This is a genomic window from Stenotrophomonas sp. yr243, assembly GCF_900184195.1.
Taxonomy (GTDB): domain Bacteria; phylum Pseudomonadota; class Gammaproteobacteria; order Xanthomonadales; family Xanthomonadaceae; genus Stenotrophomonas; species Stenotrophomonas lactitubi.
This window is the reverse complement of sequence record NZ_FXWT01000001.1, coordinates 222,441-245,963: the sequence shown is the minus strand read 5'-3', so window position 1 is coordinate 245,963 and position 23,523 is coordinate 222,441. Positions and strand designations below refer to the sequence as shown.

Annotated in this window: 14 protein-coding genes; 11 read left to right on the top strand and 3 right to left on the bottom strand. The window is 65.9% G+C overall.

All coding sequences use genetic code 11. The features are described 5' to 3' along the window. The 5 genes from QOL57_RS00995 (at window position 1) to cueR (ending at window position 8,279) form a co-directional block, all read left to right on the top strand. Complete coding sequence (locus QOL57_RS00995; RefSeq protein ID WP_089241292.1) at window positions 1-999, top strand: N(4)-(beta-N-acetylglucosaminyl)-L-asparaginase; 999 nt, start codon at window positions 1-3, stop codon at window positions 997-999. Next, window positions 996-1,727 (top strand): copper homeostasis protein CutC, encoded by a 732-nt coding sequence (locus tag QOL57_RS00990; RefSeq protein ID WP_089240845.1) that lies wholly within the window; start codon window positions 996-998, stop codon window positions 1,725-1,727. Before QOL57_RS00995 ends, QOL57_RS00990 begins: the two co-directional genes overlap by 4 nt. 383 nt (window positions 1,728-2,110) lie before the next feature. Beyond that, a complete protein-coding gene (locus tag QOL57_RS00985) occupies window positions 2,111-5,068 on the top strand; it encodes a TonB-dependent receptor (RefSeq protein ID WP_089240847.1) in 2,958 nt (985 codons plus the stop codon). A gap of 244 nt (window positions 5,069-5,312) precedes the next feature. Next, complete coding sequence (locus tag QOL57_RS00980) at window positions 5,313-7,814, top strand: heavy metal translocating P-type ATPase (protein WP_089240849.1); 2,502 nt, start codon at window positions 5,313-5,315, stop codon at window positions 7,812-7,814. Window positions 7,815-7,826: 12 nt separating this feature from the next. Further along, entirely contained in the window at window positions 7,827-8,279 is a 453-nt protein-coding gene (cueR, locus tag QOL57_RS00975; RefSeq protein WP_089240851.1) for a Cu(I)-responsive transcriptional regulator, read from the top strand. A 77-nt stretch (window positions 8,280-8,356) separates the two neighbouring features. Here the strand turns inward: cueR and QOL57_RS00970 are convergent, their stop codons facing one another. Together QOL57_RS00970 and QOL57_RS00965 are read right to left on the bottom strand one after the other, a co-directional pair. Continuing rightward, complete coding sequence (locus QOL57_RS00970; RefSeq protein WP_089240853.1) at window positions 8,357-8,551, bottom strand: heavy-metal-associated domain-containing protein; 195 nt, start codon at window positions 8,549-8,551, stop codon at window positions 8,357-8,359. Between the two features lie 153 nt (window positions 8,552-8,704). Next, complete coding sequence (locus QOL57_RS00965; RefSeq protein ID WP_089240855.1) at window positions 8,705-11,779, bottom strand: TonB-dependent receptor; 3,075 nt, start codon at window positions 11,777-11,779, stop codon at window positions 8,705-8,707. A 1,049-nt stretch (window positions 11,780-12,828) separates the two neighbouring features. On the opposite strand from QOL57_RS00965, the gene QOL57_RS00960 reads away from it, so the two are divergent. The 6 genes from QOL57_RS00960 to QOL57_RS00935 all read left to right on the top strand — a co-directional run bounded on the left by QOL57_RS00960 (window position 12,829) and on the right by QOL57_RS00935 (window position 22,703). Beyond that, window positions 12,829-15,267, top strand: a complete 2,439-nt coding sequence (locus QOL57_RS00960) for a GH92 family glycosyl hydrolase (protein WP_176429890.1) — start codon at window positions 12,829-12,831, stop codon at window positions 15,265-15,267. A gap of 96 nt (window positions 15,268-15,363) precedes the next feature. Then, complete coding sequence (locus QOL57_RS00955) at window positions 15,364-16,413, top strand: LacI family DNA-binding transcriptional regulator (RefSeq protein WP_089240857.1); 1,050 nt, start codon at window positions 15,364-15,366, stop codon at window positions 16,411-16,413. Between the two features lie 70 nt (window positions 16,414-16,483). Then, window positions 16,484-17,797 (top strand): L-fucose:H+ symporter permease, encoded by a 1,314-nt coding sequence (gene fucP / locus QOL57_RS00950; protein WP_089240859.1) that lies wholly within the window; start codon window positions 16,484-16,486, stop codon window positions 17,795-17,797. 7 nt (window positions 17,798-17,804) lie between these two features. After that, complete coding sequence (locus QOL57_RS00945) at window positions 17,805-18,800, top strand: carbohydrate kinase (protein ID WP_089240861.1); 996 nt, start codon at window positions 17,805-17,807, stop codon at window positions 18,798-18,800. Then, the gene (locus QOL57_RS00940) at window positions 18,797-20,023 is read left to right on the top strand and encodes an AGE family epimerase/isomerase (RefSeq protein ID WP_089240863.1); all 1,227 of its coding nucleotides are present in this window, start codon (window positions 18,797-18,799) and stop codon (window positions 20,021-20,023) included. The genes QOL57_RS00945 and QOL57_RS00940 overlap by 4 nt, the downstream gene beginning before the upstream one ends. A 58-nt stretch (window positions 20,024-20,081) precedes the next feature. Beyond that, window positions 20,082-22,703: a glycoside hydrolase family 2 protein gene (locus QOL57_RS00935; protein WP_089240865.1), complete on the top strand. Its 2,622-nt coding sequence runs from the start codon at window positions 20,082-20,084 to the stop codon at window positions 22,701-22,703. A gap of 124 nt (window positions 22,704-22,827) precedes the next feature. On the opposite strand, the gene mtnC is transcribed toward QOL57_RS00935, so the two are convergent. Then, on the bottom strand, window positions 22,828-23,523 hold the full coding sequence (gene mtnC / locus QOL57_RS00930; protein ID WP_089240867.1) for an acireductone synthase: 696 nt from the start codon (window positions 23,521-23,523) through the stop codon (window positions 22,828-22,830).

Here is a 23,523-nt window from a genome sequence, read left to right as displayed (position 1 = left end):
ATGGTGGATCGCAGGCAGTTCCTGCAGGCCAGTGCACTGGCCGCAGGTGTGGCAGCGTTGCCGATGGTGAAGGCGCGCACGCAGGGCGGGGCCAAGGTTGTATCGACCTGGGACTTCGGCGTGCCGGCCAACCAGGCCGCGTGGAAAGTGCTGGCGCAGGGCGGCAGTGCGCTGGATGCGGTGGAAGCCGGTGCCCGCTGGGCCGAAAGCGAGCTGTGCAATCCCACCGTCGGCCATTGCGGCAACCCGGACCGCGACGGCGTGCTGAGCTTGGACGCCAGCGTCATGGATGGCGATGGCCGCTGTGGCGCGGTCGCTGCGCTGGTCGACATCCTGCATCCGGTGTCGGTGGCCCGCAAAGTGATGGAGAACAGCCCGCACGTGCTGCTGGTGGGCGAGGGCGCGCAGCAGTTCGCCGTGCAGCAGGGCTTCGAGCGCCAGCACCTGCTGACCCCGAAGGCCGAAGCGGCGTGGCGCGAATGGTTGAAGACCGAGAAGTACGCGCCGCAGATCAATGCCGAGCGCCGCGGTCTACCCGGCAACAGCGACAACCACGACACCATCGGCATGCTGGCGCTGGACGCCAAGGGCAACCTGGCCGGTGCCTGCACCACCAGCGGCATGGCCTGGAAACTGCACGGCCGGGTGGGCGACAGCCCGATCATCGGCGCCGGCCTTTACGTGGACAACGAAGTGGGCGCCGCCACCGCCTCGGGTGTCGGCGAAGAAATGATCCGCAACGCGGCCTCGTTCCTGGTGGTCGAGCTGATGCGCCAGGGGCGCTCGCCGGCACAGGCCTGCCGCGAGGCGATCGACCGCGTTGTGCGCAAGCGCCCCGAAGCGAGCCGCACGCTGCAGGTCTGCTTCCTGGCGATGAACAAGCAGGGCGAGGTCGGTGCCTATGCGCTGCATCGCGGCTTCGTCTACGCGGTGTGCGATGCACAACGCCAGGATGACCTGCGCGACTCGCCGTCGATCTATGCGAGCACGCAGGCGTGAGCGAGCGCCGCACACTGGAGATCGCCAGCAACTCGGTGGCCTCGGCGCTGGCCGCGCAGGCCGGTGGTGCTGATCGCATCGAACTGTTCGACAACCTCGCCGAGGGCGGCACCACACCGTCGTTTGGCAGCATCGCCATCGCCCGCGAGCGGCTGCAGATTCCGTTGTTCGTGCTGGTGCGACCACGCCCGGGTGATTTCCACTACGACGCGCTGGAAACCGAGCTGATGCTGCGTGATATCGCGCAGTGCCGCGCGCTGGGCTGTGACGGCGTGGTGATCGGTGCGCTGGATGAACAGGGCGACATCGACCTGCCACTGTGCCGGGAACTGGTGCAGGCGGCCGGCCCGCTGCAGGTGACCTTCCACCGTGCGTTCGATGCCGCCCGCGATCTGCCTGCGGCGCTGGAACAGGTGATCGGGCTGGGCTGCCAGCGGGTGCTGACCTCCGGCGGCCAGGCCAGTGCCGAAGCCGGTGCCGAGGTACTGGCCGCGCTGGTCGCACAGGCGGCCGGCAGGATCAGCGTCATGGCCGGCGCCGGGCTTGGTCCGGGCAACATCGCCGCCGTGGCGCGCCAGACCGGTTGTACCGAGCTGCACGCCTCGGCCAAGGGGCAACGACGCTCGGCCATGCGGTTCCAGAACCCGGCCCTGCGCGGGCTGGACCCAGACTGGAGCCAGACCGACGCGGCGACGGTGACCGCGCTGCGGAAGGCGCTGGACGGCTGAGAGTCGCCCGGGGTCGGATCCCTTCGCAGAAGGGCTCTGACCCCGGCCAGACGCTATCGGGTCAGAGCCCCTCTACGGGAGGATCCGACCCGGGTACCCGATTCGCCACGGACAAAATCGTTCTGCGCGCGAGTGTCGTGATCGTGTCATCGACATCTGTGCCGCTTTCGTAGCGATGTTTCGCAACTCATTGATTAATTTGCCTGCCGGCAGGCGATAGCGACACGCAGCGGTCGGATGCTGCGTCGCCACATGCCGGGCGTGGTTCAGCTGTGCTTTAGTTTGGATCGATCCACAGGGGAGGGTGATCGAATCGAGAGGGATCGGTTCAACGCCCGGGATCGCCATCCGACCGCGCGTCCACCATCCAAGAGCAACCACCCATGGCTCAGTCCGTCCGCAACCGTCGTCATCTGCTGTCCCAGGCCCTTGTCCTTGCCTTGCTGCCCTTTGCCGCTGGCGCACAGGAAGCGGCCACATCGTCCACCAAGGACCTCGATGCCGTCACCGTTACCGGTTCGCGCATCAAGCGTGCCGGCGTCGAAGGTCCGGCCCCGGTCAACGTGATCACCGCCGCACAGATCCAGAAGGAAGGCTTCGTCACCGTCTACGACGCGCTGAAGACGCTGACCGAAGCGACCGGCACCGTCGAAGCGGCGTCGCAGTGGGGCTCGCACACACCCAACGCGAGCGGCCTGAACCTGCGCGGCATGGGGCCCAACCGCAGCCTTCTGCTGGTCAACGGCCGCCGTGTGGCCGACTACCCGCTGCCCTATGGCGGCGAGACCAATTTCTCCAACTACAGCAACATTCCTGCCGCTGCCGTGGAGCGCATCGAAGTGCTGACCGGCGGCGCGTCGGCGATCTATGGTTCGGACGCCATCGCCGGCGTGGTCAACGTCATCCTGAAGACCAACTACGACGGCGACGAAGTACGCGTGCGCGGCGGCACGTCCACCGAAGGCGGGCGTGATACCTGGGACCTGTCCTGGGCAGGCGGCAAGACCGGCGACAACTGGAGCGTGACCTACGCTTTGCAGTACACCAAGCGCGATCCGCTGTTCGGCCGCGACCGGCCGCAGATGGACGACGCTGACGATGCGCTGTACCCGTCCTGGAACATGGAACAGCGCAAGGTCGGTTTCCGTCCCACCGCAGGCCTTGCCCTGATCGACCCCAGCAACGGCCAGCGCCTGGCGCCGCCGGACGGCACCTGCGAGAAATTCGCTGGCGAGTACTACACCGCCGATCGGCTGGTCTACAACTACAACGCCAATACGGTGAGCAACACCGGCCGCCTGTGCGGCATGAGCGCCGACTACGCCAACTGGCTGCTGACCGGCGGCTCGGAGAACGTGTCGGGCAATCTCTATGGCACCTTTGATTTCGGCGATGGCCTGCAGGCCTGGAGCAACCTGGCGGTGTACCGGTCCGAGGCGATCTGGGGCACCAATCCGCCCAGCGTGTCGCTGATCGACGACGCCAACGGTTACTACTGGGATGCCAACCGCAATCGCCCGGTGCTCGGCGTGCGCCAGTTCACCCCGAACGAAGTCGGTGGCCTGGACACGCTGCGCAATACCAACCGCGAGTTGTCGTGGGATATCAGCGCAGGCCTGCGCGGGCGCCTGGCCGATCGCTTCGACTGGAGCGCCACGGTTGGCCGTTCCTACTACCGCGTTGAAGAGCGGCAGAACGTGGTGGACGAACAGAAGTCGTACGACTTCTTCCTCGGCCCACGGCTGGGCACCACCGGCGACGGAGAGGCCATCTACGCATTGAACGAGGCGCGCTGGTGGAACCCGATCACCCCGGACCAGTACTGGCAGATGGGCACGGTCGCCAAGAACCGCGCGTCCTCCTACGTCAACCAGGCCTCGGCCGACATCACCGGTGAACTGTTCCAAGGCTGGGCCGGACCGATCTCGTTCGCGGCAGTGGCCGAAGTGGCGAAGCAGGGCTATCACCTCAGCCCGGACCCGCGGGCTGGCATCGATTTCGACCTGCAGAACGTTGATCGTGGTGGCGGTGAGCGCACCCGCTATTCGGCCGGTGTCGAGTTCAAGATCCCCTTGGCCGACAGCCTGATCGCCACCGCTGCGGCACGCTACGACCGTTACGGCAGCTACAAGGCCGACGGCGGCGGCGAGGCGCTGGATGTCGGCAGCCAGAAGGAAACCACCTGGAACGCCGGCCTGGAATGGCGTCCGTTCGAGTCGCTGCTGGTGCGCGGCTCCTACGCCACCAGCTTCCACGCGCCGGACATGCACTACCTGCTGGGCCAGGCCAGCAGTTCCGAGGTGTTGACCTATGACCGCCTGCGCTGCATCGAGAGCGGCGCCTATCTGGTCAACAACTGCGGCGTGGGCAATACCGATGTCTGGTATGCGTTCGACGTGAACCGTCGGGGTACGCCGCTGCTGCGCTCGGAAACCGGTGATTCGTGGACGGTCGGCTTTGTCTGGGACGTGCTGCCGAACCTGTCGATGAGCGCGGACTACTGGGCGATCAAGCTGGAAGACATGATCGTCGACGTCGGTGCGGACGAAGTACTGGCCAGCGAAGCGGGCTGCCTGACCGGCAAGAACATGGACGGTACGCCGTGGGCGAACCCGGCGGGTGAGGCTTACTGCGCCGGCATCCTCGCCCGGGTGAACCGTGACAGCAGCGGGCGGTTGGTGTCGATCGAGCGCGGGCCGTTCAACCTGGCCAGCCGCGAAGTGCGTGGTATCGATCTGAGCGCGCGCTATCGCCTGGAGACGGCCGCATGGGGCAGCTTCCAGCTGGGGGTGAACTACACCAACCAGATCTCGACCAAGGAGCAGCGCTACGCCAACGATCCGAACCCCGAGCGCCGCGACCGTGACCTGCGCAGCAAGCTGCGCGCGAGCCTGGCCTGGCAGGGCGGCAACTGGAACGCGAACGTGTATGCCGACCGCATCGGCTCGGTGCCGGGCGTGCGCTATCACTGGGGCACCGACCGCCTGGACAACCCCGGCGGCTGTCTGCCGTTCACCGATGGCTACGTGCCCAGCGACAGCCCGTCGCTGAACTGCCTGGAGCCAGCCACGCGTCCGGATGGATCGGCCAATACGAACCCGAACGCCGGCCAGCAGACGGCGCGCTACTACGGCCGGGTCGGGCCGTTCATCACCTGGAATTTCAACGTTGGCTACCAGGTGACCGAGTTCATGAAGGTCAATCTGTACGTGAACAACGCTTTCAACGCGACCAGCTGGAACCACAAGGACCCGTACAAGGTCGACTACGATTTCGCCCCGACCCGCCTGCTCGGTGCGGTGGGTCGTGAGTTCGCGCTGGAGTATGTGTTCACGTTCTGAAGGACGGCGGCACCGGGCATGACCCGGCGCCAGCCACGGGATGCCGGGCAGCCACGCATGGCGTGGCTCTACTGGGTGCGCGGGGTGACGGGGCGGCCACGCATGGCGTGGCTCTCCTGAGGCTTTGCAGTAGATCCACGCCATGCGTGGATGGGCTTTCGGCGGAAGATGGTGGATTTGACCTTCCCACGATGGCAAGGTCTAGGCTGGTCACCTCTCCAGATGGAACCAGGGAAACCAGGCCATGAGCACCTCCAGCGTTACCGCCGTCCCCGGGACGGCTTCCACCCTCAGTCTGCCGATCGAAGGCATGACCTGCGCCAGCTGTGTTGGCCGGGTCGAAGCGGCCCTGGCCAAGGTCGAGGGAGTCGCCAGCGTGTCGGTCAACCTGGCCACCGAGCGCGCGGACATCCGCTCCTCTGGCCCGATCGATCGCGACGCGCTGATCCAGGCAGTGGAGAAGGTCGGCTACGAGGTGCCGGCTGCGACCACCGAACTGACCGTGGAAGGCATGACCTGCGCGTCCTGCGTCGGGCGCGTGGAGCGCGCGCTGTTGGCGGTGCCGGGCGTCAGCCAGGCCAGCGTCAACCTGGCCACCGAACGTGCGACCGTGCGCGGCGTCGCCGGCATCGACGCACTGGTGGCGGCGATCGACAAGGTCGGCTACGCGGCGCACGCGATCGATGGCGGCACCCAGGTCGATGAGGAAGCGGCGGAAAAAAAGGATGCCGAGCGGGTGGCGCTGAAACGCGACCTGATCCTGGCCAGCGTGCTGGCAGCACCGGTGTTCGTGCTGGAAATGGGCTCGCACCTGATTCCCGGCATGCATCACTGGGTGATGTCCACGATCGGCCTCCAGGCCAGTTGGTACCTGCAGTTCGTGCTGACCACGCTGGTCCTGGCCATTCCCGGCCGGCGCTTCTACCAGAAGGGCTTCCCGGCGCTGCTGCGCTTGGCGCCGGACATGAACTCGCTGGTGGCGGTGGGTACCGCGGCGGCGTTCGGCTATTCGGTCGTGGCCACCTTCATCCCGCACCTGCTGCCGGCGGGCACGGTGAATGTCTACTACGAAGCGGCGGCAGTGATCGTCGCGCTGATCCTGCTCGGACGGTTCCTGGAAGTGCGCGCGAAAGGCCGCACGTCAGAGGCGATCAAGCGCCTGGTCAACCTGCAGGCCAAGGTGGCGCACGTCAGCCGCGAAGGGCGCACCGTCGATATCCCGATCAACGAGGTACTGCTGGGCGACCTGCTGGAGGTGCGTCCGGGCGAGCGCGTGCCGGTGGATGGTGAGGTGACTGAAGGTCGCAGTTTCGTCGACGAGTCGATGATCACCGGCGAGCCGATCCCGGTGGAGAAGTCGGCCGGCAGCAACGTGGTCGGCGGCACCGTCAACCAGAAGGGCGCACTGACTCTGCGTGCCACGGCGGTGGGTGGGCAGACCATGCTGGCGCAGATCATCCGTCTGGTTGAACAGGCGCAGGGCTCCAAGCTGCCAATCCAGGCCGTGGTCGACAAGGTGACGCTGTGGTTCGTGCCGGCGGTGATGCTGGCGGCCCTCGCTACCTTCCTGGTGTGGCTGATCTTCGGGCCGTCGCCGGCGCTGACCTTCGCGCTGGTCAACGCGGTGGCCGTGCTGATCATTGCCTGCCCGTGCGCGATGGGGCTGGCGACGCCGACCTCGATCATGGTCGGCACCGGTCGCGGCGCCGAGATGGGCGTGCTGTTCCGCAAGGGTGAGGCGCTGCAGCTGTTGAAGGACGCCAAGGTGGTGGCGGTGGACAAGACCGGCACCTTGACCGAAGGCCGCCCGCTGCTGACCGACCTGGAGATCGCCGACGGCTTCGATCGCGCGCAGGTACTGGCCCGGGTGGCAGCGGTGGAGTCGCGCTCGGAACATCCGATCGCCCGCGCCATTGTCGAGGCGGCGACGGAGGAGGGCATCGCGCTGCCGGCGATGGTTGATTTCGAGTCGGTGACCGGCATGGGCGTGCGTGCCACCGTCGATGGCGCACGCGTGGAAGTGGGCGCCGATCGTTTCATGCGTTCGCTGGGCGTGGACATCGGCAGTTTCGCCGCGCTGGCCGATCGCCTGGGTAACGAAGGAAAGTCGCCGCTGTATGCCGCCATCGATGGCCGCCTGGCGGCGATCATCGCAGTCTCCGATCCGATCAAGCCGAGTACGCCGGCCGCCATTGCCGCCCTGCACCAGCTTGGCCTGAAGGTGGCCATGATCACCGGTGACAACGCTGCTACCGCGCAGGCCATCGCCCGCCAGCTCGGCATCGATGACGTGGTGGCCGAAGTGCTGCCGGAAGGCAAGGTGGAAGCGGTGCGCCGGTTGAAGGCGGCTTACGGTCAGATCGCGTTCGTCGGTGATGGCATCAACGATGCGCCGGCGCTGGCCGAGGCTGATGTGGGCCTGGCCATCGGCACCGGCACCGACGTCGCGGTGGAGTCGGCCGACGTGGTGCTGATGTCCGGCAACCTGCAGGGCGTGCCCAACGCCATCGCGCTGTCGAAGGCGACCATCGGCAACATCCGCCAGAACCTGTTCTGGGCCTTCGCCTACAACACCGCATTGATCCCGGTCGCGGCCGGTGCGCTGTATCCGGTATGGGGCGTGTTGCTGTCACCGGTGTTCGCCGCCAGTGCCATGGCGCTGTCCAGCGTGTTCGTGCTCGGCAATGCGCTGCGCCTGCGGCGCTTCCAGGCGCCGATGGTAGACGCGTCCCATGCGGCCCACTGAAGGAGCGATGGCATGAACATCGGTGAAGCATCGAAGGCATCCAGCGTGTCGGCCAAGATGATCCGCTATTACGAGCAGATCGGCCTGATTCCGCCCGCTGACCGCACCGTCGCGGGCTATCGCGCCTATTCGCAGGCCGACGTGCATCGGCTGCGTTTCATCCGTCGCGCGCGTGATCTCGGCTTTTCGGTGGCCGAGATCACCGACCTGCTGGGCCTGTGGAACGACACGTCGCGGCATAGCGCCGATGTAAAGCGCCTGGCCGAGCAGCACATCGATGACCTGGAACAGCGCATCGAGAACATGCGGCAGATGGCCGACACATTGAAATCGCTGATCAGCTGCTGCGCCGGCGATGATCGCCCCGAGTGCCCGATCCTGCAGCGGCTGGGCGAGGGCGAAGAGGGTGCTGCGCCGGTTGCAGCGCCCGCCGGGGCAGTACGCAGGCGCGCGCGCAGGACCTGACGAAGACAGATGGAAAAGAAAATGCCCGCCCCGGCAATTGCGCGGGGCGGGCATTGTTCATGCAGTTGGCAGCGTGATCAGGCCGTACGTGGCGGGAAACCCGCTTCGGTCAGTGCCGCGACGATCTGTGCTTCGCTGGCCGAAGTCTGTACCTGCACGCGGCGGCTTGCCGGGTCGGCCGACACGGTCGCTGCCGGGTCGACCAGTTCGATCGCCTTGGTCACGCTGCGCGCGCAGCCACCGCAGGTCATGCCTTCCACATGGAATTCCATCTGTAGCTCCTTCGATTCACTTGGGGGTGGAAGCAGTGTGCACCTTGCAACGATGGCAGGGTCAAGCGATACGCTGAACAAAAAAACGGCAGCCACCTTTACCAGCGCGGCTGCCGTGGAGGATCGTCCCCGCCCGCAGGCGGGGTTGGTGCCTTAGAACTTCCAGTTCACGCCGAAGTACAGCTGGCGGCCGGCATACAGGTTGGACAGCAGACGGGCCTGGCTGTCGTTGCCGATGTAGCTGCGCAGCTCGGACTTGGTGGCGTTCAGCACTGCTGCGGTCACGGTCCAGTCCGCAGTGATGTTGTAGGCCACGTTCAGATCCAGCTGGCTGTACGGCTTGGTGTAGGTGGTCAGGCCGTTGTTGAGGCCGCCCACCACTTCGCCACGACGGTTGTACGAGGCACGGGCCAGGAACTTCTCGTTCTCGTAGAACACGGTGACGTTGGCCTGGTTCTTGGCGCTGCCGACCAGCGGCGACGAACCGATCTCTTCGCCATCAAGCACGATCGAGGCCAGATTGGTGTCGTTGTAGGTGTAGTTGGCCTGGACACCAAAGCCCATGTCGAAGGTGTACTGGCCATACAGTTCCACGCCCTGCGATACGCCGTCGCGGCCGTTGGCTTCGGTGCTGTACTTCTGCACCACCACCGTTTCACCACCGACGGTCATCTGCTGGTCGCGCACGACCGGCACGGTGAAGTTGTCCACGTTCTTGCGGAACAACGCCACACCTGCAACCGAACCCGGCTTGAAGTACCACTCTAGGCCAAGGTCGAACTGCACCGCCTTGAACGGCTCCAGTGCCTTGTTGCTGCCCGAGCCGTACCAGCCGGGGGTGTCGGTGCCGCCAGCGACGCGGCGATCGTTGCTGTATTCCTGGCTGATGTACTGCAGGCCGCCCGGATAGGCGATGCTGGTGTAGCCGGGGCGCGCGATCACCTTCGACGCGGCACCGCGCAGCACCAGGTTGTCGGTGATGTCCCAGGCGATGTTGAAGCTCGGGAGGAAGTCCGTATAGGTCTTTTCCAGCGAGCTGAGGGTATAGACCTTGTCGCGCACCTGGTTGTCCGGCAGACGTACGAAGCCACCCTGGCAACGCAGGTTCGGATCGGCAGCCGGGTCATCGCAGCTCATCGGCGCACCAGCGGCGTTGTCCACGAAGTAGTCGTTGAAACGTTCGACCGAATCGCTGGACTGGGCGAACTGCTTGGTACGCACCACACGCACGCCGACGTTGCCACGCACGCGATCAGTGCGGAAGTTGGCCTGGAAGTAGCCCGAGTAGATCTTCTCGTTGACGTCGTAGACGAAGTCTTCTTCGGTACGATTGTGCGAGCCACCGTAGGTCTGGTTGAGGTAGTCGATGTAGGCCGGGTAGTTGATGCCGGGGAACACGTTGGCATTGAAGCCACCGGCGATGTTGCTGATCGGGTTGGACAGGAAGAAGCCCGGCTGCGCATTGCCTGCGGTCGGATCGCAACCGGCCTGGTAACGATTGTTGTCATAGTCGGCCGGGTCCAGGCCCTGGCAGACCCAGTAGGTGTTGCCGGTGTTGCGGTGCACCTGGCCGTCGCGGTACTTGGCGCCGAACTGGATCGAGTCCAGCCAGCCGGCTTCGAACATCTTGGTGACGTCCGCCTGGAAGTAGTTCTGCTTGACCTCGGTCTGCATCCACGACGAATCGGTGGAGCCGGTATCGACCTCGGCGACGCCAGCCATCAGCTGCTGCTGGATGTCCGGCGAGACGGTCAGCGACGGCGTGCCGGTCAGGTCCCACGCGGTGTACTGGTTGCCCGCCTGCCACTGGTCACCGACCTTGCGGCGGGGCTTTGCCGACATGCGGAAATTCATCGACGGGCCACCCTTGGACCAGGTGCGGCCGCCGGTGAAGCTGGCCTTCCACAGCGGGCTGATGTCCCAGTCGACGGTCAGATCGGCCGTCTGCGAAAGCGCTTTTTCCTTGCTGTAGCCACCAGTCAGCTGCGGGGTGGGGATGGTGCAGTCATCCGGACCCCAGCCCCCCGGCGGCAGGCCAGCTGCGGCGGCCTGGTCTTCGCTGCAGTAATAGGTCTTGCCGGCAAGCTTTTCGTACTGCGCGCCGGTGACGATGCTGCCACTGGGATCGAAGCTCAGCCCGTTGAGCAGGCGCCCGCCGGCCCAGTTGCCATCGCCGTTGTAGCGGGCCAGGTTCCACTCCGGCACCTTCAGCATGTTCTGGGTGTAATCACCCTGCAGCTCAAAGCGGAAGTAGTTCGCAGTCAGGGTCAGGTTGTCGATCGGCTTGAACTGGAAGGTCAGCTGGCCGCCCTTGCGCTCGCGCTTCTCTTCCTTCACCGCGAAGTTCACCGAGGTCGGCATGAAGAATTCGCTGTAGTTCGTGCCAGCCTGGTTGTTGAAACCGGATTGGCCCCACCAGTAGTGGATGCCATCCTGTTCCAGCAGGTTGCCGTTGGCATCGCGCGCGGTGGTGTTGTTGCCGTACCACTGGTAGTCCTCGGTGCTGGTCTCCATGGTGCGGGTGGTGCGCTTCTGCTGGGTCACGCCGACCAGCACGCCGAAGCGCTCGTCCTTGCTGTGCCAGGAATACAGCGCCGACACCTGGGGATCGATGTCGTGGCTGGTATCGGACGAAGTGCCTTCCAGGTTGACGTAGCCGGAATTGGCTTCCATCTCCAGCGGTCGGCGCGTGTGCAGGATGACCGTGCCACCGATGCCGCCTTCGTCGATGCGCGCTTCCGGCGACTTGAACAGCTCGGCGCTGGACAGCATGTTCGACGGCAGCAGGGTGTAGTTGAACGAGCGGGTGGCTTCGTTGTTGGTCTCCGACGAGGCGACGTAGTTGCCGTTCAACTGGGTCAGGGTCAGATCGGGCGCGAGGCCGCGCACGCTGACCGATTTGCCTTCGCCACCGCTGCGGGTGATGACCACGCCGGGCACGCGCTGCAGCGCGTCGGCCACGTTCTTGTCGGGGAACTTGCCAACGTCCTCGGCGGTGATCACTTCGACCACGGCGTTGGCGTCGCGCTTCTGCTGCAGGCTCTTTTCGATTGCGTAGCGATAGCCGGTGACCTGGACGCTGTCCAGGGTGGTGGCGTCCTGCGCGCCGGTCGTTGCCGCCTGCTGCGCGGAAGCGCCAAGCGGGGCGACGGCGGCGGCCAGGGCCAGCGCGATGGCCAGCGACAACGCGTCGTGGCCCTGCGTACGTGTTGAATGCTTCATTGCCATCTCTCCCTCTCTCCTGGATTGATCCGGTGACTGACTGACGCGGAAACTTGAATCGATCTAATTCGTGATGCCGATCTTGCCTTCGCCCTGCAGATGCAACGAGCGCCTGGCAGATGGCGCGGCACGTCCTGTCTTGCTCCCCAACTCCGGGCCATCGCGCTGTCGTCTTGGATCGATCTAAGCGATGGGCGGGGCGATTTTTAGCACGGCAACGGCGCCGACGCATGTTGCTGCGCAATATGGCAGTGACGTGTCGTGCAAATGACCCTTTACGGAAAAATGCTGTAAGCGGTTACATGCGCAAATGGGCGGGGCCGGCCGGGCTGCGCCCGGCACCCGCAGAGGCCTTCAAGCCAGGGCAGCAACAGCAACAGCAACAGCTGGTTTTCTGTGGGATGGCGGGGTGGGTCCGGTTGCGGGGGACGCCGTGAACCCGTCCTTGGGGGCTTGGCCGCGGCATCCATGCCGCGGACACCCCCGCAACCGGACCCACCCCGCCTTCGACAGGTTTCCGCGATCTGTTGGAATGGCATGGCGTGCTCCTGGTGGGTGTCGATCTTGGTCGACACGTAGATCCACGCCATGCGTGGATGAAATCCAATCCATTCGATGATTTCGAAATCGGTAGGAACATCCATCCACGCATGGCGTGGATCTACCAGACATCAGGAAACTGTCAGGGGTGGGGCGGCGTGGGTATGCAGGACCGTTGGCGCCATGGATGGCGCCATCGAGCCCCCATGGATGGGTTTACGGCGTGTCCTGCATACCCACACCGCCCCGCCCACCCCGGTAGTCTGCTTCTGCCCTTGCTCCGGCCTCTGCGGGTGCCGGGCGCAGCCCGGCCGAAGCCCATCCCTCATGCTGCGCCGCAGAATGCATTGGGCGAAATTCCCATGGTCTACTTAAATCGATCTAAATCCGCCGGGGTGCGGATTTGTACCGATGGAAACGAGGGCTCGGCCTGTGCGGCCGGTCCTTCGCTGCCGCCCTGCCGCCAAGGAGTCCTGCCCGTGACCAGGTTGTCCCACCGTCGTCCCGACCGCCGCCTGTCGGCACTGTCCCATCGGCCCTTGGCCCGCATCGTCTGTCTGCTGGCACTGGCCGTGACGCCCTGGCTGCAGGCCGCACCGGCCGCGCTGGAGCGCGAGGTCAATACCTTCATCGGCAGCAAGGATGACGGCAACACCTTCCCCGGTGCCTCGGCGCCGTTCGGCCTGATCCAGGTCAGCCCGATCGGCAGCCACTACTCGGGCTGGCGCTACGACGACGACAAGATCCGCGGCTTCGGCCACTCCTTCCTGTCCGGCGCCGGTTGCTGGGAACAGGGTGGGCAGGTCTCGGTGCTGCCGGTGACCGGCAGCATCGGTCCCGGTGGCGACTTCGATACCGCCAACCCCAAGCAGTTCGACCACAAGGCGTATGCCTCGGCCTATACCCATGACGGCGAAATCGGCCAGGCCGGCTACTACAAGGTGCGCCTGACCAGCTACGGCGGCATTGATGCGGAAGCGACGGCGCGTACCCGCGCGGCTGCCGAGCGCTACACCTTCAGCCAGGGCAAGGGCGATGGCCACGTGCTGGTCAATGTCGGCCAGGCCAACGAGCGCCACTCGGTGATCGGCAGCGTGGTCGACGTGGTGGGTGACCGCGTGGTTGAAGGCAAGCTGGTCACCAAGAGCTTCTGCGGTGGCCATCAGTACACCACCTGGTTCCGTATCGAGTTCGACCGTCCGTTCAAGGCGCATGGCACCTGGGGCGAGGGCGGTGGTCTGCCGGGCGCGCGCCACAGCATGGAAGGCGAGCAGAAGCCGAATGGCGCGTGGCTCAGCTTCGATCTGGCCAAGGGCCAGTCGGTCACGGCCGTCAGCGCGATTTCGCATGTGGACGCCGAAGGTGCGCGCAACAACCTGCGTGCCGAGGGCATGCAGGGCGGGGCGCTGCTCGGCTTCGAACGCATGCGCACGCTGTCGCAGCAATCCTGGCGCGAGCAGCTGGCACGCGTGCGCGTGCAGGGTGGCAATGGCGATGACCGCACCGTGTTCTACAGCGCGCTGTACCACGCGCTGCTGCAGCCGCTGACCGGCAGCGACGCTGATGGCCGCTACCGTGGTTACGACGATGGCATCCATCGCGCCGATGGCTGGACCTACTACGAGTACTTCTCGCTGTGGGATACCTACCGTGCGCAGAACCAGTGGCTGGCACTGACGCGCCCGGACGTGGCGCGCGATATCGGCCGCAGCCTGTTGGCGATTGACGAGCAGGGCGGTTGGCTGCCGCGCTGGGGCTATGCCAACTTCGAGACCAACATCATGACCGGTGATCCGGTCACCCCGTTCATGGTCGACCTGTGGCGCTTCGGTGCGCTCAAAGGCCGTGAATCGCAGGCGTGGGATGCGCTGCGCCGCAACGCGTTCGGTACGCCGCCGCTGAATTCGCGCGCTGCCGGCCGCTCCGGCAACCCGACCTACCTGGACAAGGGCTACGTGGTCTACGACCGTGCGTTCCCGTCCAAGGGCATGGATGTCGATCCTCACCATGGTGGTTCGGCAACGCTGGAGTACGCTCTGGCCGACTGCGCGCTTTCGCAGATGGCCGATGGCCTCGGCCATGCCCAGGATGCGGCGACCCTGCGTGAGCGCGGCCGCAACTGGCGCAAGGTGTGGGACCCGCAGGTACGCGATGCGGAAACCGGCTTCAGCGGCTTCCCGCGCCCGCGCACCGAAGACGGCCAGTGGTATAGCCCGGCCGATGGCCACTACAGCCCGCGCTCGCACCATGGTTTCCATGAAGGCACGGCTTGGCAGTACCAGTGGCTGGCGCAGCAGGACGTGCCGGGCCTGGTCGAGGCGATGGACGGCCGCGAACAGGCGGGCCGCCGCCTGGATGCCTTCTTCGCGATGGATGCGCTGCAGGCCGACCCGCTCAATGCCGCCCGCAAGGAATGGGTGGTCGGGCCGTACAGCTACTACAACCAGTTCCGCTACAACCCGAACAACGAGCCCGACCTGCACTCGCCGTGGCTGTACACGCTGATCGGCCAGCCCTGGAAGACCGCCGCGGTGGTGCGTGCGGCGCAGCAGCTGTTCACCAATGCACCCAACGGTGTGACCGGCAACGACGACCTCGGCACGATGTCGGCCTGGTACCTGTTCAGTGCGATCGGCGTGTACCCGGCGGTGCCGGGCAGTGGCGAGTTCCTGCTGCATACGCCGCGCTTTGCCAAGGTCGAGGTCGAGCTGGGCAATGGCCGCACCCTGCGCATCGAGGCGCCTGGCGCCGATGGTCGCCGCCTGCAGTACGTGCAGGGTGTGCAGGTCGATGGCCAGGCACATGCCCCTGTCTGGCTGGGCTGGAACCAGCTGCAGCAGGGCCCGAAGCTGCGTTTCGCCCTCGATGGCACGGCGCCCACGCAGGGCTGGGGCACGGCGGTGAAGGATCTGCCGGTGTCCTGGTGTGCGGCACCGGGCAGCCAACTGCACTGAGCCGGGCTGTGCCGTTCGAGGCAACCCAGCGAACGGCACGGCACGACAGGGCCGCGATCCATTAGGCTTGAGCATCCATCGGAGTGCGGGAAGACGATGAACGACAACGGCGACAGTTCCAGCAAGCGTTCCGGCAAGGCGGTGACGGTGACCGACATCGCCCGCGCCATCGGCGTTTCGCGCGCGACGGTGTCGCTGGTGCTGCGCGGCAGCCCGCTGGTCAACGTCGATACCCGTGCCCGGGTGGAGGCTGAGCTTCGCCGCCAGCGCTATGTCTACAACCGTGCTGCAGCGAACCTGCGGCGGCGCACATCGTCCAGCATCGCGCTGGTGATCAACGATCTGTCCAACCCGTTCTTCGCCGAATTCGCCTCCGGTGTGGACGAAGCACTGGGTGGGCGCGGCTACGTGACCCTGCTCGGCAGTACCGGCGAGTCACCCGAGCGCCAGCAGGCGGTGCTGTCCACGTTGATGGAGCACACGCCTGCAGGCCTGATCCTGTCGCCGGCCGAAGGCAGCGACGCCACGCTGCTGCGGCAGGCGCTGGGTGCCAATGCCAACGTATTGCTGTTCAACCGCGAACTGGACGGCGCCGACTGGGACTTCCTGACCCTGGACAACCAGCATGGTGCCTACCTGGCCACCCGCCACCTGATCGAGCGTGGTCATCGCCAGATCGCGTTCTTCGGTGGGCACGCGGCATCGAGTTCCTGCCACCAGCGTCGCGCTGGATTCCAGCAGGCGCTGGCCGAAGCCGGTCTGGCGCTGCCGCAGGGCTGGATGATCGAATCGGCACCCAACCGGCTGGAAGCGGCCGCGCGCACCGACGAACTGTTCGTCGACGGCCATCGGCCGAGCGCGGCGGTCTGCTACAACGACACCGTCGCGCTGGGGCTGATGCTGGGCCTGAACTCGCGCGGCATCCGCCCCGGCGGTGACTTCGCGGTGACCGGCTTCGATGATATTTCTGAAGCGTCGGTTGCCGTGCCGCCGCTGACCACTTTGACTGCCGACCCGCGCGAGCGCGGCCGGCAGGCGGCGTCCCTGCTGCTGCAACGACTGGAGGAACCGGATGCGCCACCACGGCGCACGGTCGCCCCGGTACAGTTGCGCATCCGCGAAAGCAGCGCCGCACGTCCGAACTGATGCTCTGCTGCTGAACTGATTGCACCCTTCCACGCACCAACGACCTTTCGCGCATCGAGGCGCGTACCGCATGCCGATCTCCGCAACGCCCCGCCCATCGGGTTCCCCGGGCAACCAGCCTGCCGTCACCAACGGCAAGGCGCTGGCCGTGGTCACCACCATCTTCTTCATGTGGGGCTTCCTGACCTGCCTCAATGACATCCTGATTCCGCATCTGAAGGCGGTGTTCGAGCTGAACTACGCCAAGGCGATGCTGGTGCAGTTCACCTTCTTCGGCACCTACTTCCTGATGTCGTTGCCGGCCGGGCGGCTGGTGGCAGCGCTGGGTTACAAGAAGGGCATCGTGGCCGGCCTGGTGATCGCCGGCATCGGCGCGCTCGGCTTCTGGCCGGCCGCTGAGTTGCGCGTCTATGGCGCCTTCCTCGGTGCGTTGTTCGTGCTGGCCACCGGCATCACCGTGCTGCAGGTAGCAGCCAACCCGTATGTCGCCTTGCTTGGCCCGGAGCAGACCAGTTCCAGCCGTCTGACCCTGGCGCAGGCGCTGAATTCACTGGGTACGGCGATCGCGCCGATCTTCGGCGGCATGCTGATCCTGTCCAACACGGCCATGAGCGGTGAGCAGATCGCCGCGCTGCCGGCCGCCGAACAGCTGGCCTACCGTACCGCCGAGGCGCACGCGGTGCAGGGCCCCTACGTGGGCCTGGCCATTGCGCTGGTGCTGCTGGCGCTGTTCGTGTTCCTGTTCCGCCTGCCGGCGCTGAACGACACCACCGAGCAGGCCGACCACGGCCACCAGCACAGCTATTTCGATGCATTGCGCAAGCGTCACCTGCTGCTGGGCGTGCTCGGCATCTTCTTCTACGTCGGCGCTGAAGTATCGATCGGCAGCTTCCTGGTCAACTACCTGTCGATGCCCACCATCGGCGGCTTCAGCGAGCAGGAAGCCACCCACTATGTGTCGGCCTACTGGACGATGGCGATGATCGGTCGCTTCGCCGGTTCGGCGCTGCTGGCGCGCTTCTCGCCGAGCCGACTGCTGGCGATCTTCGCGCTGGTCAATGTTGGCCTGCTGACGCTGACCATGATGACTTCCGGCAATGTCGCGCTGTACTCGGTGGTGGCGATCGGCCTGTTCAATTCGATCATGTTCCCGACCATCTTCGCGCTCAGCATCGAGCGCCTGGGCCCGCTGACCAGCAAGGGCTCGAGCCTGCTGATCATGGCCATCGTCGGTGGCGCCGTGGTGCCTTACCTGCAGGGCGTCCTGGCCGACCACGTCGGCGTGCAGGCCAGCTTCATCCTGCCGCTGCTGTGCTATGGCTACATCATTTTCTACGGACTGGTCGGCGCCCGCGCGCCGGCTGCCGGCACGCAGGGAGGCTGAGTCGAAAATGGGTTCCATCGTCTGCTTCGGCGAAATTTTGATCGATCTACTAGCGCAGCCGCCGGCCTCGGCCGATACCCCGCGCGCGTTCCTGCAGTACGCCGGCGGTGCGCCGGCCAACGTCGCGGTGGCCGCTGCACGGCTGGGCGCGAAGACCCAGTTCGTCGGCATGCTCGGCCGCGACATGTTCGGCGACTTCCTGGCGGAGAGCCTGAGCGAACACGGCGTCGGCACCGACTACATCGTGCGTACCGACGCGGCCAAAACCGCTCTGGCCTTCGTAGCACTGGACGCGGGCGGCGAACGCAGCTTCAGCTTCTACCGTCCGCCTGCCGCCGACCTGCTGTTCCGTGACAGCGACTTCCAGGCAGGCTGCTTCGATGGCGCGCAGTGCTTCCATGTCTGTTCCAACAGCCTGACCGAAGCAGACATCGCCGAAGCGACGTTCGCCGGCATGGACCGGGCGCGCACGGCCGGCGCGGTGGTCAGCCTGGATCTCAACCTGCGTCCGGCGCTGTGGCCGGCCGATGTCGACCCGACACCGCGGCTGTGGCAGGCACTGGAACGTGCCGACCTGGTCAAGCTGTCACGCGAGGAACTGGAGTACCTGGCGGCACCGCTCGGCGATGACGGCGAGGCACTGGTACTGCGGCGCCTGCTGGCTGCGCAGGCACGCTGGGTGATCATCACCGACGGCGCCGCCACGCTGCATTGGTACACCCGCGAAACGCAGGGCAAGGTCACCAGTTTCCGTGTGCCCACCGTGGACACCACCGCCGCCGGTGATGCCTTTGTTGGTGGCGTGCTGGTCGGGCTGCTGGAGCGGCGTGGGGCGGGTGCGGGCTTTGCCGCGTTCTGCCAGGACCCGCAGGCAATCGCCGCCACGCTGCGCTTCGGCGCCGCTGTTGGCGCACTGGCGGTGACACGCAAGGGCGCGTTCGCTGCGATGCCCTCGTTCGATGAAGTGCAGCAGCTGCTGCAGGCACAGGACCTTCCCGCATGAGTACCTCGCCCGATTTCCGTTCCCCCGCTTTCCTGCGCGCGCACATCGCCGACACCATGGCGTTCTACCACCCGCGCTGCATCGACCCGAAGGGCGGCTTCTTCCACTACTTCCGTGACGACGGCAGCATCTACGATGCCAGCCATCGCCACCTGGTGAGCAGTACCCGTTTCGTCTTCAACTACGCCATGGCGTACCGCGAATTCGGCAATGCCGAGTATCGCGATGCGGTCGAGCACGGCGTGCGCTACCTGCGCGAGGTGCATCGCAACCCGGCCACCGGCGGCTACGCCTGGACCCTACGCGATGGCGTGGTCGAGGACGACATGAACCACTGCTACGGCGTAGCCTTCGTGCTGCTGGCCTACAGCTGTGCATTGAAGGCGGGTATCGAAGAAGCCCGCACGTGGATGGACGAGACCTGGCAGCTGTTGGAGGCGCGCTTCTGGGAAGCCGAGCACGGCCTGTACAGGGACGAGGCCGACGGCAAGTGGAACTTCACCGGTTACCGTGGCCAGAACGCCAACATGCACATGTGTGAGGCGATGCTGGCTGCGTTCGAGGCCAGTGGCGAGCAGCGCTATGTCGAGCGCGCGCTGCAGCTGGCCGACAACATGACCCGCCGCCAGGCGGCCAAGGCCGGCGGTCTGGTCTGGGAGCACTACGACGTCAACTGGAACATCGACTGGGACTACAACCTGGACGATCCCAAGCACCTGTTCCGGCCATGGGGCTTCCAGCCCGGCCACCAGACCGAGTGGGCCAAGCTGCTGCTGATCCTGGACCGCCACGTGCAGGCCGACTGGCTGGTGCCGACCGCGCAGCATCTGTTCGATGTGGCCGTGGAGCGCAGCTGGGACGAGGCGCGCGGCGGCCTGTACTACGGCTTCGCACCGGAGTCGCGCCGGCAGCATGGCATGGACGGCGCGCCGATCGGCGGCGACAGCTTCGTCTGCGACGACGACAAGTATTTCTGGGTGCAGGCCGAGACGCTGGCCACCGCCGCGCTGATGGCCAAACGCACCGGCGATGACCGCTATTGGCAGTGGTACGACCGTATCTGGGCGTACTCGTGGGAGCACTTTGTCGACCATCGTTATGGCGCGTGGTTCCGCATCCTCGACGCTGACAACCGCAAGTACAGCGATGAGAAGAGCCCGGCTGGCAAGGTTGATTACCACACCATGGGCGCCTGCTACGAAGTGCTGAACGTCGTGCGTTGAACATCGTCCGAATGCAGTAGTGCCAGGCCATGCCTGGCAAAAACAACAGGAGCATCACGTGCATCGCCTTCCCCTCGTTGTCCGTCTGCTCCTGCTGCTGTTCGCGGCGACCGCATTCCCCGCCGCCGCCGACCCGCTGCAGGCGCAATGGGAATTCCGGCTGCTGCCCGGCGACGCGCAGGGCGCGGCGCATCCGGGCCTGCAGCAGTGGCGCGCGGCCACGGTGCCGGGCAGTGTGCATACCGATCTGCTGGCGCACGAGCTGATCCGTGATCCCTACGTCGGCGCGCCCGAAGCCGAGCTGCAGTGGATCGGCCTCGCTGACTGGGAGTACCGCGCCCGTTTCGATGTGGATGCGGCCACCCTGGCCAGGCCCAACGCCGAGCTGCGCTTCGATGGCCTGGATACCTATGCCGAGGTGAAGCTCAACGGCAAGCCGCTGCTGCGTGCCGACAATGCCCACCGCACCTGGCGCGCCCGCGTCGAAGGTCGCCTGCGAGCGAAGGGCAATGAGCTGCAGATCGTGTTCCGTTCGCCGATCCGCACGCTGCTGCCGGGCGTGCAGGCGATGCCGCACAAAATCGCAGGCAATTATCCTTCGCCGTACGGCGATGAACCCAAGGACGCGATGGTCGGCAACTTCGCGCGCAAGCCAGCCTACCACTTCGGCTGGGACTGGGGCCCGCGCTACGTTACGGCGGGCGTCTGGCGCGGCGTTGACCTGCAGGCATGGGGCGCGCATCGGTTGACCGACCTGGCCGTACGCACCGATGCGCTTGATGCGGAAAAGGCAACGCTGGCCATAGTGCTGCAGGTGGAACAGGGTGCGGCCGCCGGTCCGGTGGCGGTGGACGTCGAGGTGCGTGATCCCGATGGCCGCAGCGTTGCGCGGGTGCAGCGCACGGTCGAACTGAAGCCCGGCCAGAACAGCGTGGACGTGCCGGTCGAACTGGCCAAGCCACGGCGCTGGTGGCCGGTGGGCCACGGTGCGCAGGATCGTTACGCCGTGCTGGCCTCGCTCGACGGTGGTGCCGATTCCACGTTGAAGCGCGAGCAGCGTATCGGTCTGCGCACGGTCGAGCTGCGCCGTGAGCAGGACGACAAGGGAGGGCAGGGCTTCGCCTTCGTGATCAATGGTGTGCCGATCTTCGCCAAGGGCGCGAACGTGATCCCGTTCGACGCCTTCCCTGCGCGTGTTGATGCTGCGCGCCTGCGCCAGGTACTGGTCGCCGCGCGCGATGCCAACATGAACATGCTGCGCAACTGGGGCGGCGGTTACTACGAAGACGATGCGTTCTTCGATATCGCCGACGAACTGGGCCTGCTGGTCTGGCAGGATTTCATGTTCGGCGGTGGCATGCAGCCGGGTTACGATCCGGCATTCCGCGCCAGCGTGGTCGCCGAGGCGCGCGACAACGTGCGCCGCCTGCGGCACCATCCCAGCATCGTGCTGTGGTGTGGCAACAACGAAGAAGAAACGGCGTGGAAGGATTGGGGCCATGGCCGCGACCTGAAGTCCGCCGATCCGGCGTTCGCAGCGAAGGTCTGGCAGGGTTACGTTGACCTGTTCGGCAACGACCTGCGCCAGGTGGTGAGCGAAGACGGGCTCGGCGTGCCGTACTGGTCCAGCTCGCCCAGCAACGATCTGGACGAGAAAGCCAACGATTCCACCCGCGGTGACAAGCACTACTGGCAGGTGTGGGGCAATCCAGCGCTGCCGGTGCAGGCCTATCTGCGTGAGACCCCGCGGTTCATGTCCGAGTACGGCCTGCAGGCCTGGCCTGCGGTGGCAACGGTGGACCAGATTGCCACCCGTGCCGAGCAGCGCATCGACAGTCCGGTGATCCGCGCGCACCAGAAATTCATGGCCGGCGAGGGCAATACGCGCCTGCTGCACTACATCGAGCTTGGCTACGGCACGCCGAAGGACTTCGAGGACTTCGTCTATCTGAGCCAGGTGATGCAGGCTGATGGCATTGCCTTGGCAGCACTGCACCATCGTGCTTCGCGGCCTTACACGATGGGCTCGCTGTACTGGCAGCTCAACGATGTCTGGCCAGGTGCCTCGTGGTCGAGCGTTGACTACTTCGGCCGCTGGAAGGCGCTGCACTTTGCCGCACGGCGCTTCTTCGCGCCGGTCACCGTGGCGGCGCTGCGCGATGAGGGCAGGACACGCGTGCGCGTGATCAATGACCAGGCCACGCCGTTGGATGCACGGTGGCGCCTGCGGGTGATGGACGTGGAAGGCAAGGTGCTGCGCCGTCGCGAGCAGGCGGTGACACTGGCCGCTGCCGGGGTCACCGACATCGGCAACTACGCCGATGCCGAGCTGTTGGCTGGAGCCGATCCGGCGCGGACAGTGGCGGTGTTCGAGCTACTGCAGGGTGGCAAAGTGACGGCGCAGCAGGTCGTCGGTTTCGTCGAAGCCAAGGACCAGGTGCTGCCACGCCAGCAGTTGAAATCAACCCTGGCGATCGACGGTGACCACTACCGCCTGCGGCTGCAGAGCGCAGCGCTGGTGCGCGCGGCATGGATCGATTTCGGCGCGCTCGACGTCCAGGTGGAAGACAATCTGCTGGACCTGCTGCCGGGCGAAACCCGCGACATCGCCGTGCGCGGCCCGGTGGATCTGACTGCGCTGCGCGAGGCGTTGAAGGTGCGCACCCTCAACGATCGTTGAGGGACACGCTGTACCTTGCTCTGGCAGGTGCCAACCCAGGCTGATCTGCATTGGTAGGTGCCAACCTTGGTTGGCACATCAGAAGCATGCCAACCAAGGTTGGCATCCACCAAAGCGGCCGGCTTTACAGCTGGATCTGCTGGAAGTTCTCGACGCGATCATGGCCGTTGGCGGCTGCGCCGATGCGCGGCATCGGGTAGTCCTCAAGGCGATCGACCAGGCGCGTCTGCAGGCCGGCCTCGCGGGCAGCGTCCAGTTCCTCGACCACGTCGGACAGGAACAGGATCTCGCCAGCGGGAACGCCGATGGCCTGCACGATGTGGCGATAGCTGTCGGCCTCGCGCTTGCCACCGACTTCGGTATCGAACCAGCCCGACACCAGCGGACTGAGATCACCGGCATCGCTGAAGCCGAAGAACAGCTTCTGCGCCGGCACCGAGCCGGAGGAGTACACATACAGCGGCAGGCCCGAGGCGTGCCAGCCCTTCAAGACCGGCGCCACTTCCGGGTAGAAGTGCGCGGTGTAGTCGCCACGACGGTAGCCCGCGTCCCAGATCAGCCCCTGCAGGGCCTTCAGCGCGGTGTGCTTGCGGTCCTGGTCGATCCAGCCCTGCAGCGTCTCGGCTACCAGGCTGTCCTGGCAGGCGCCGCCGATCTCGGTGGCGACGGCGTCCAGCCAACGACGCACCTCCGGCTGCTGGCCATGTTCGGCGACGAAGCCGGGCAGCGCCTGGCGTGCGTACGGAAACAGCACGTTCTTGACGAACGAGATGCTGCTGGTGGTGCCTTCGATGTCGGTCAGGATGACGCGGGGCTGCAT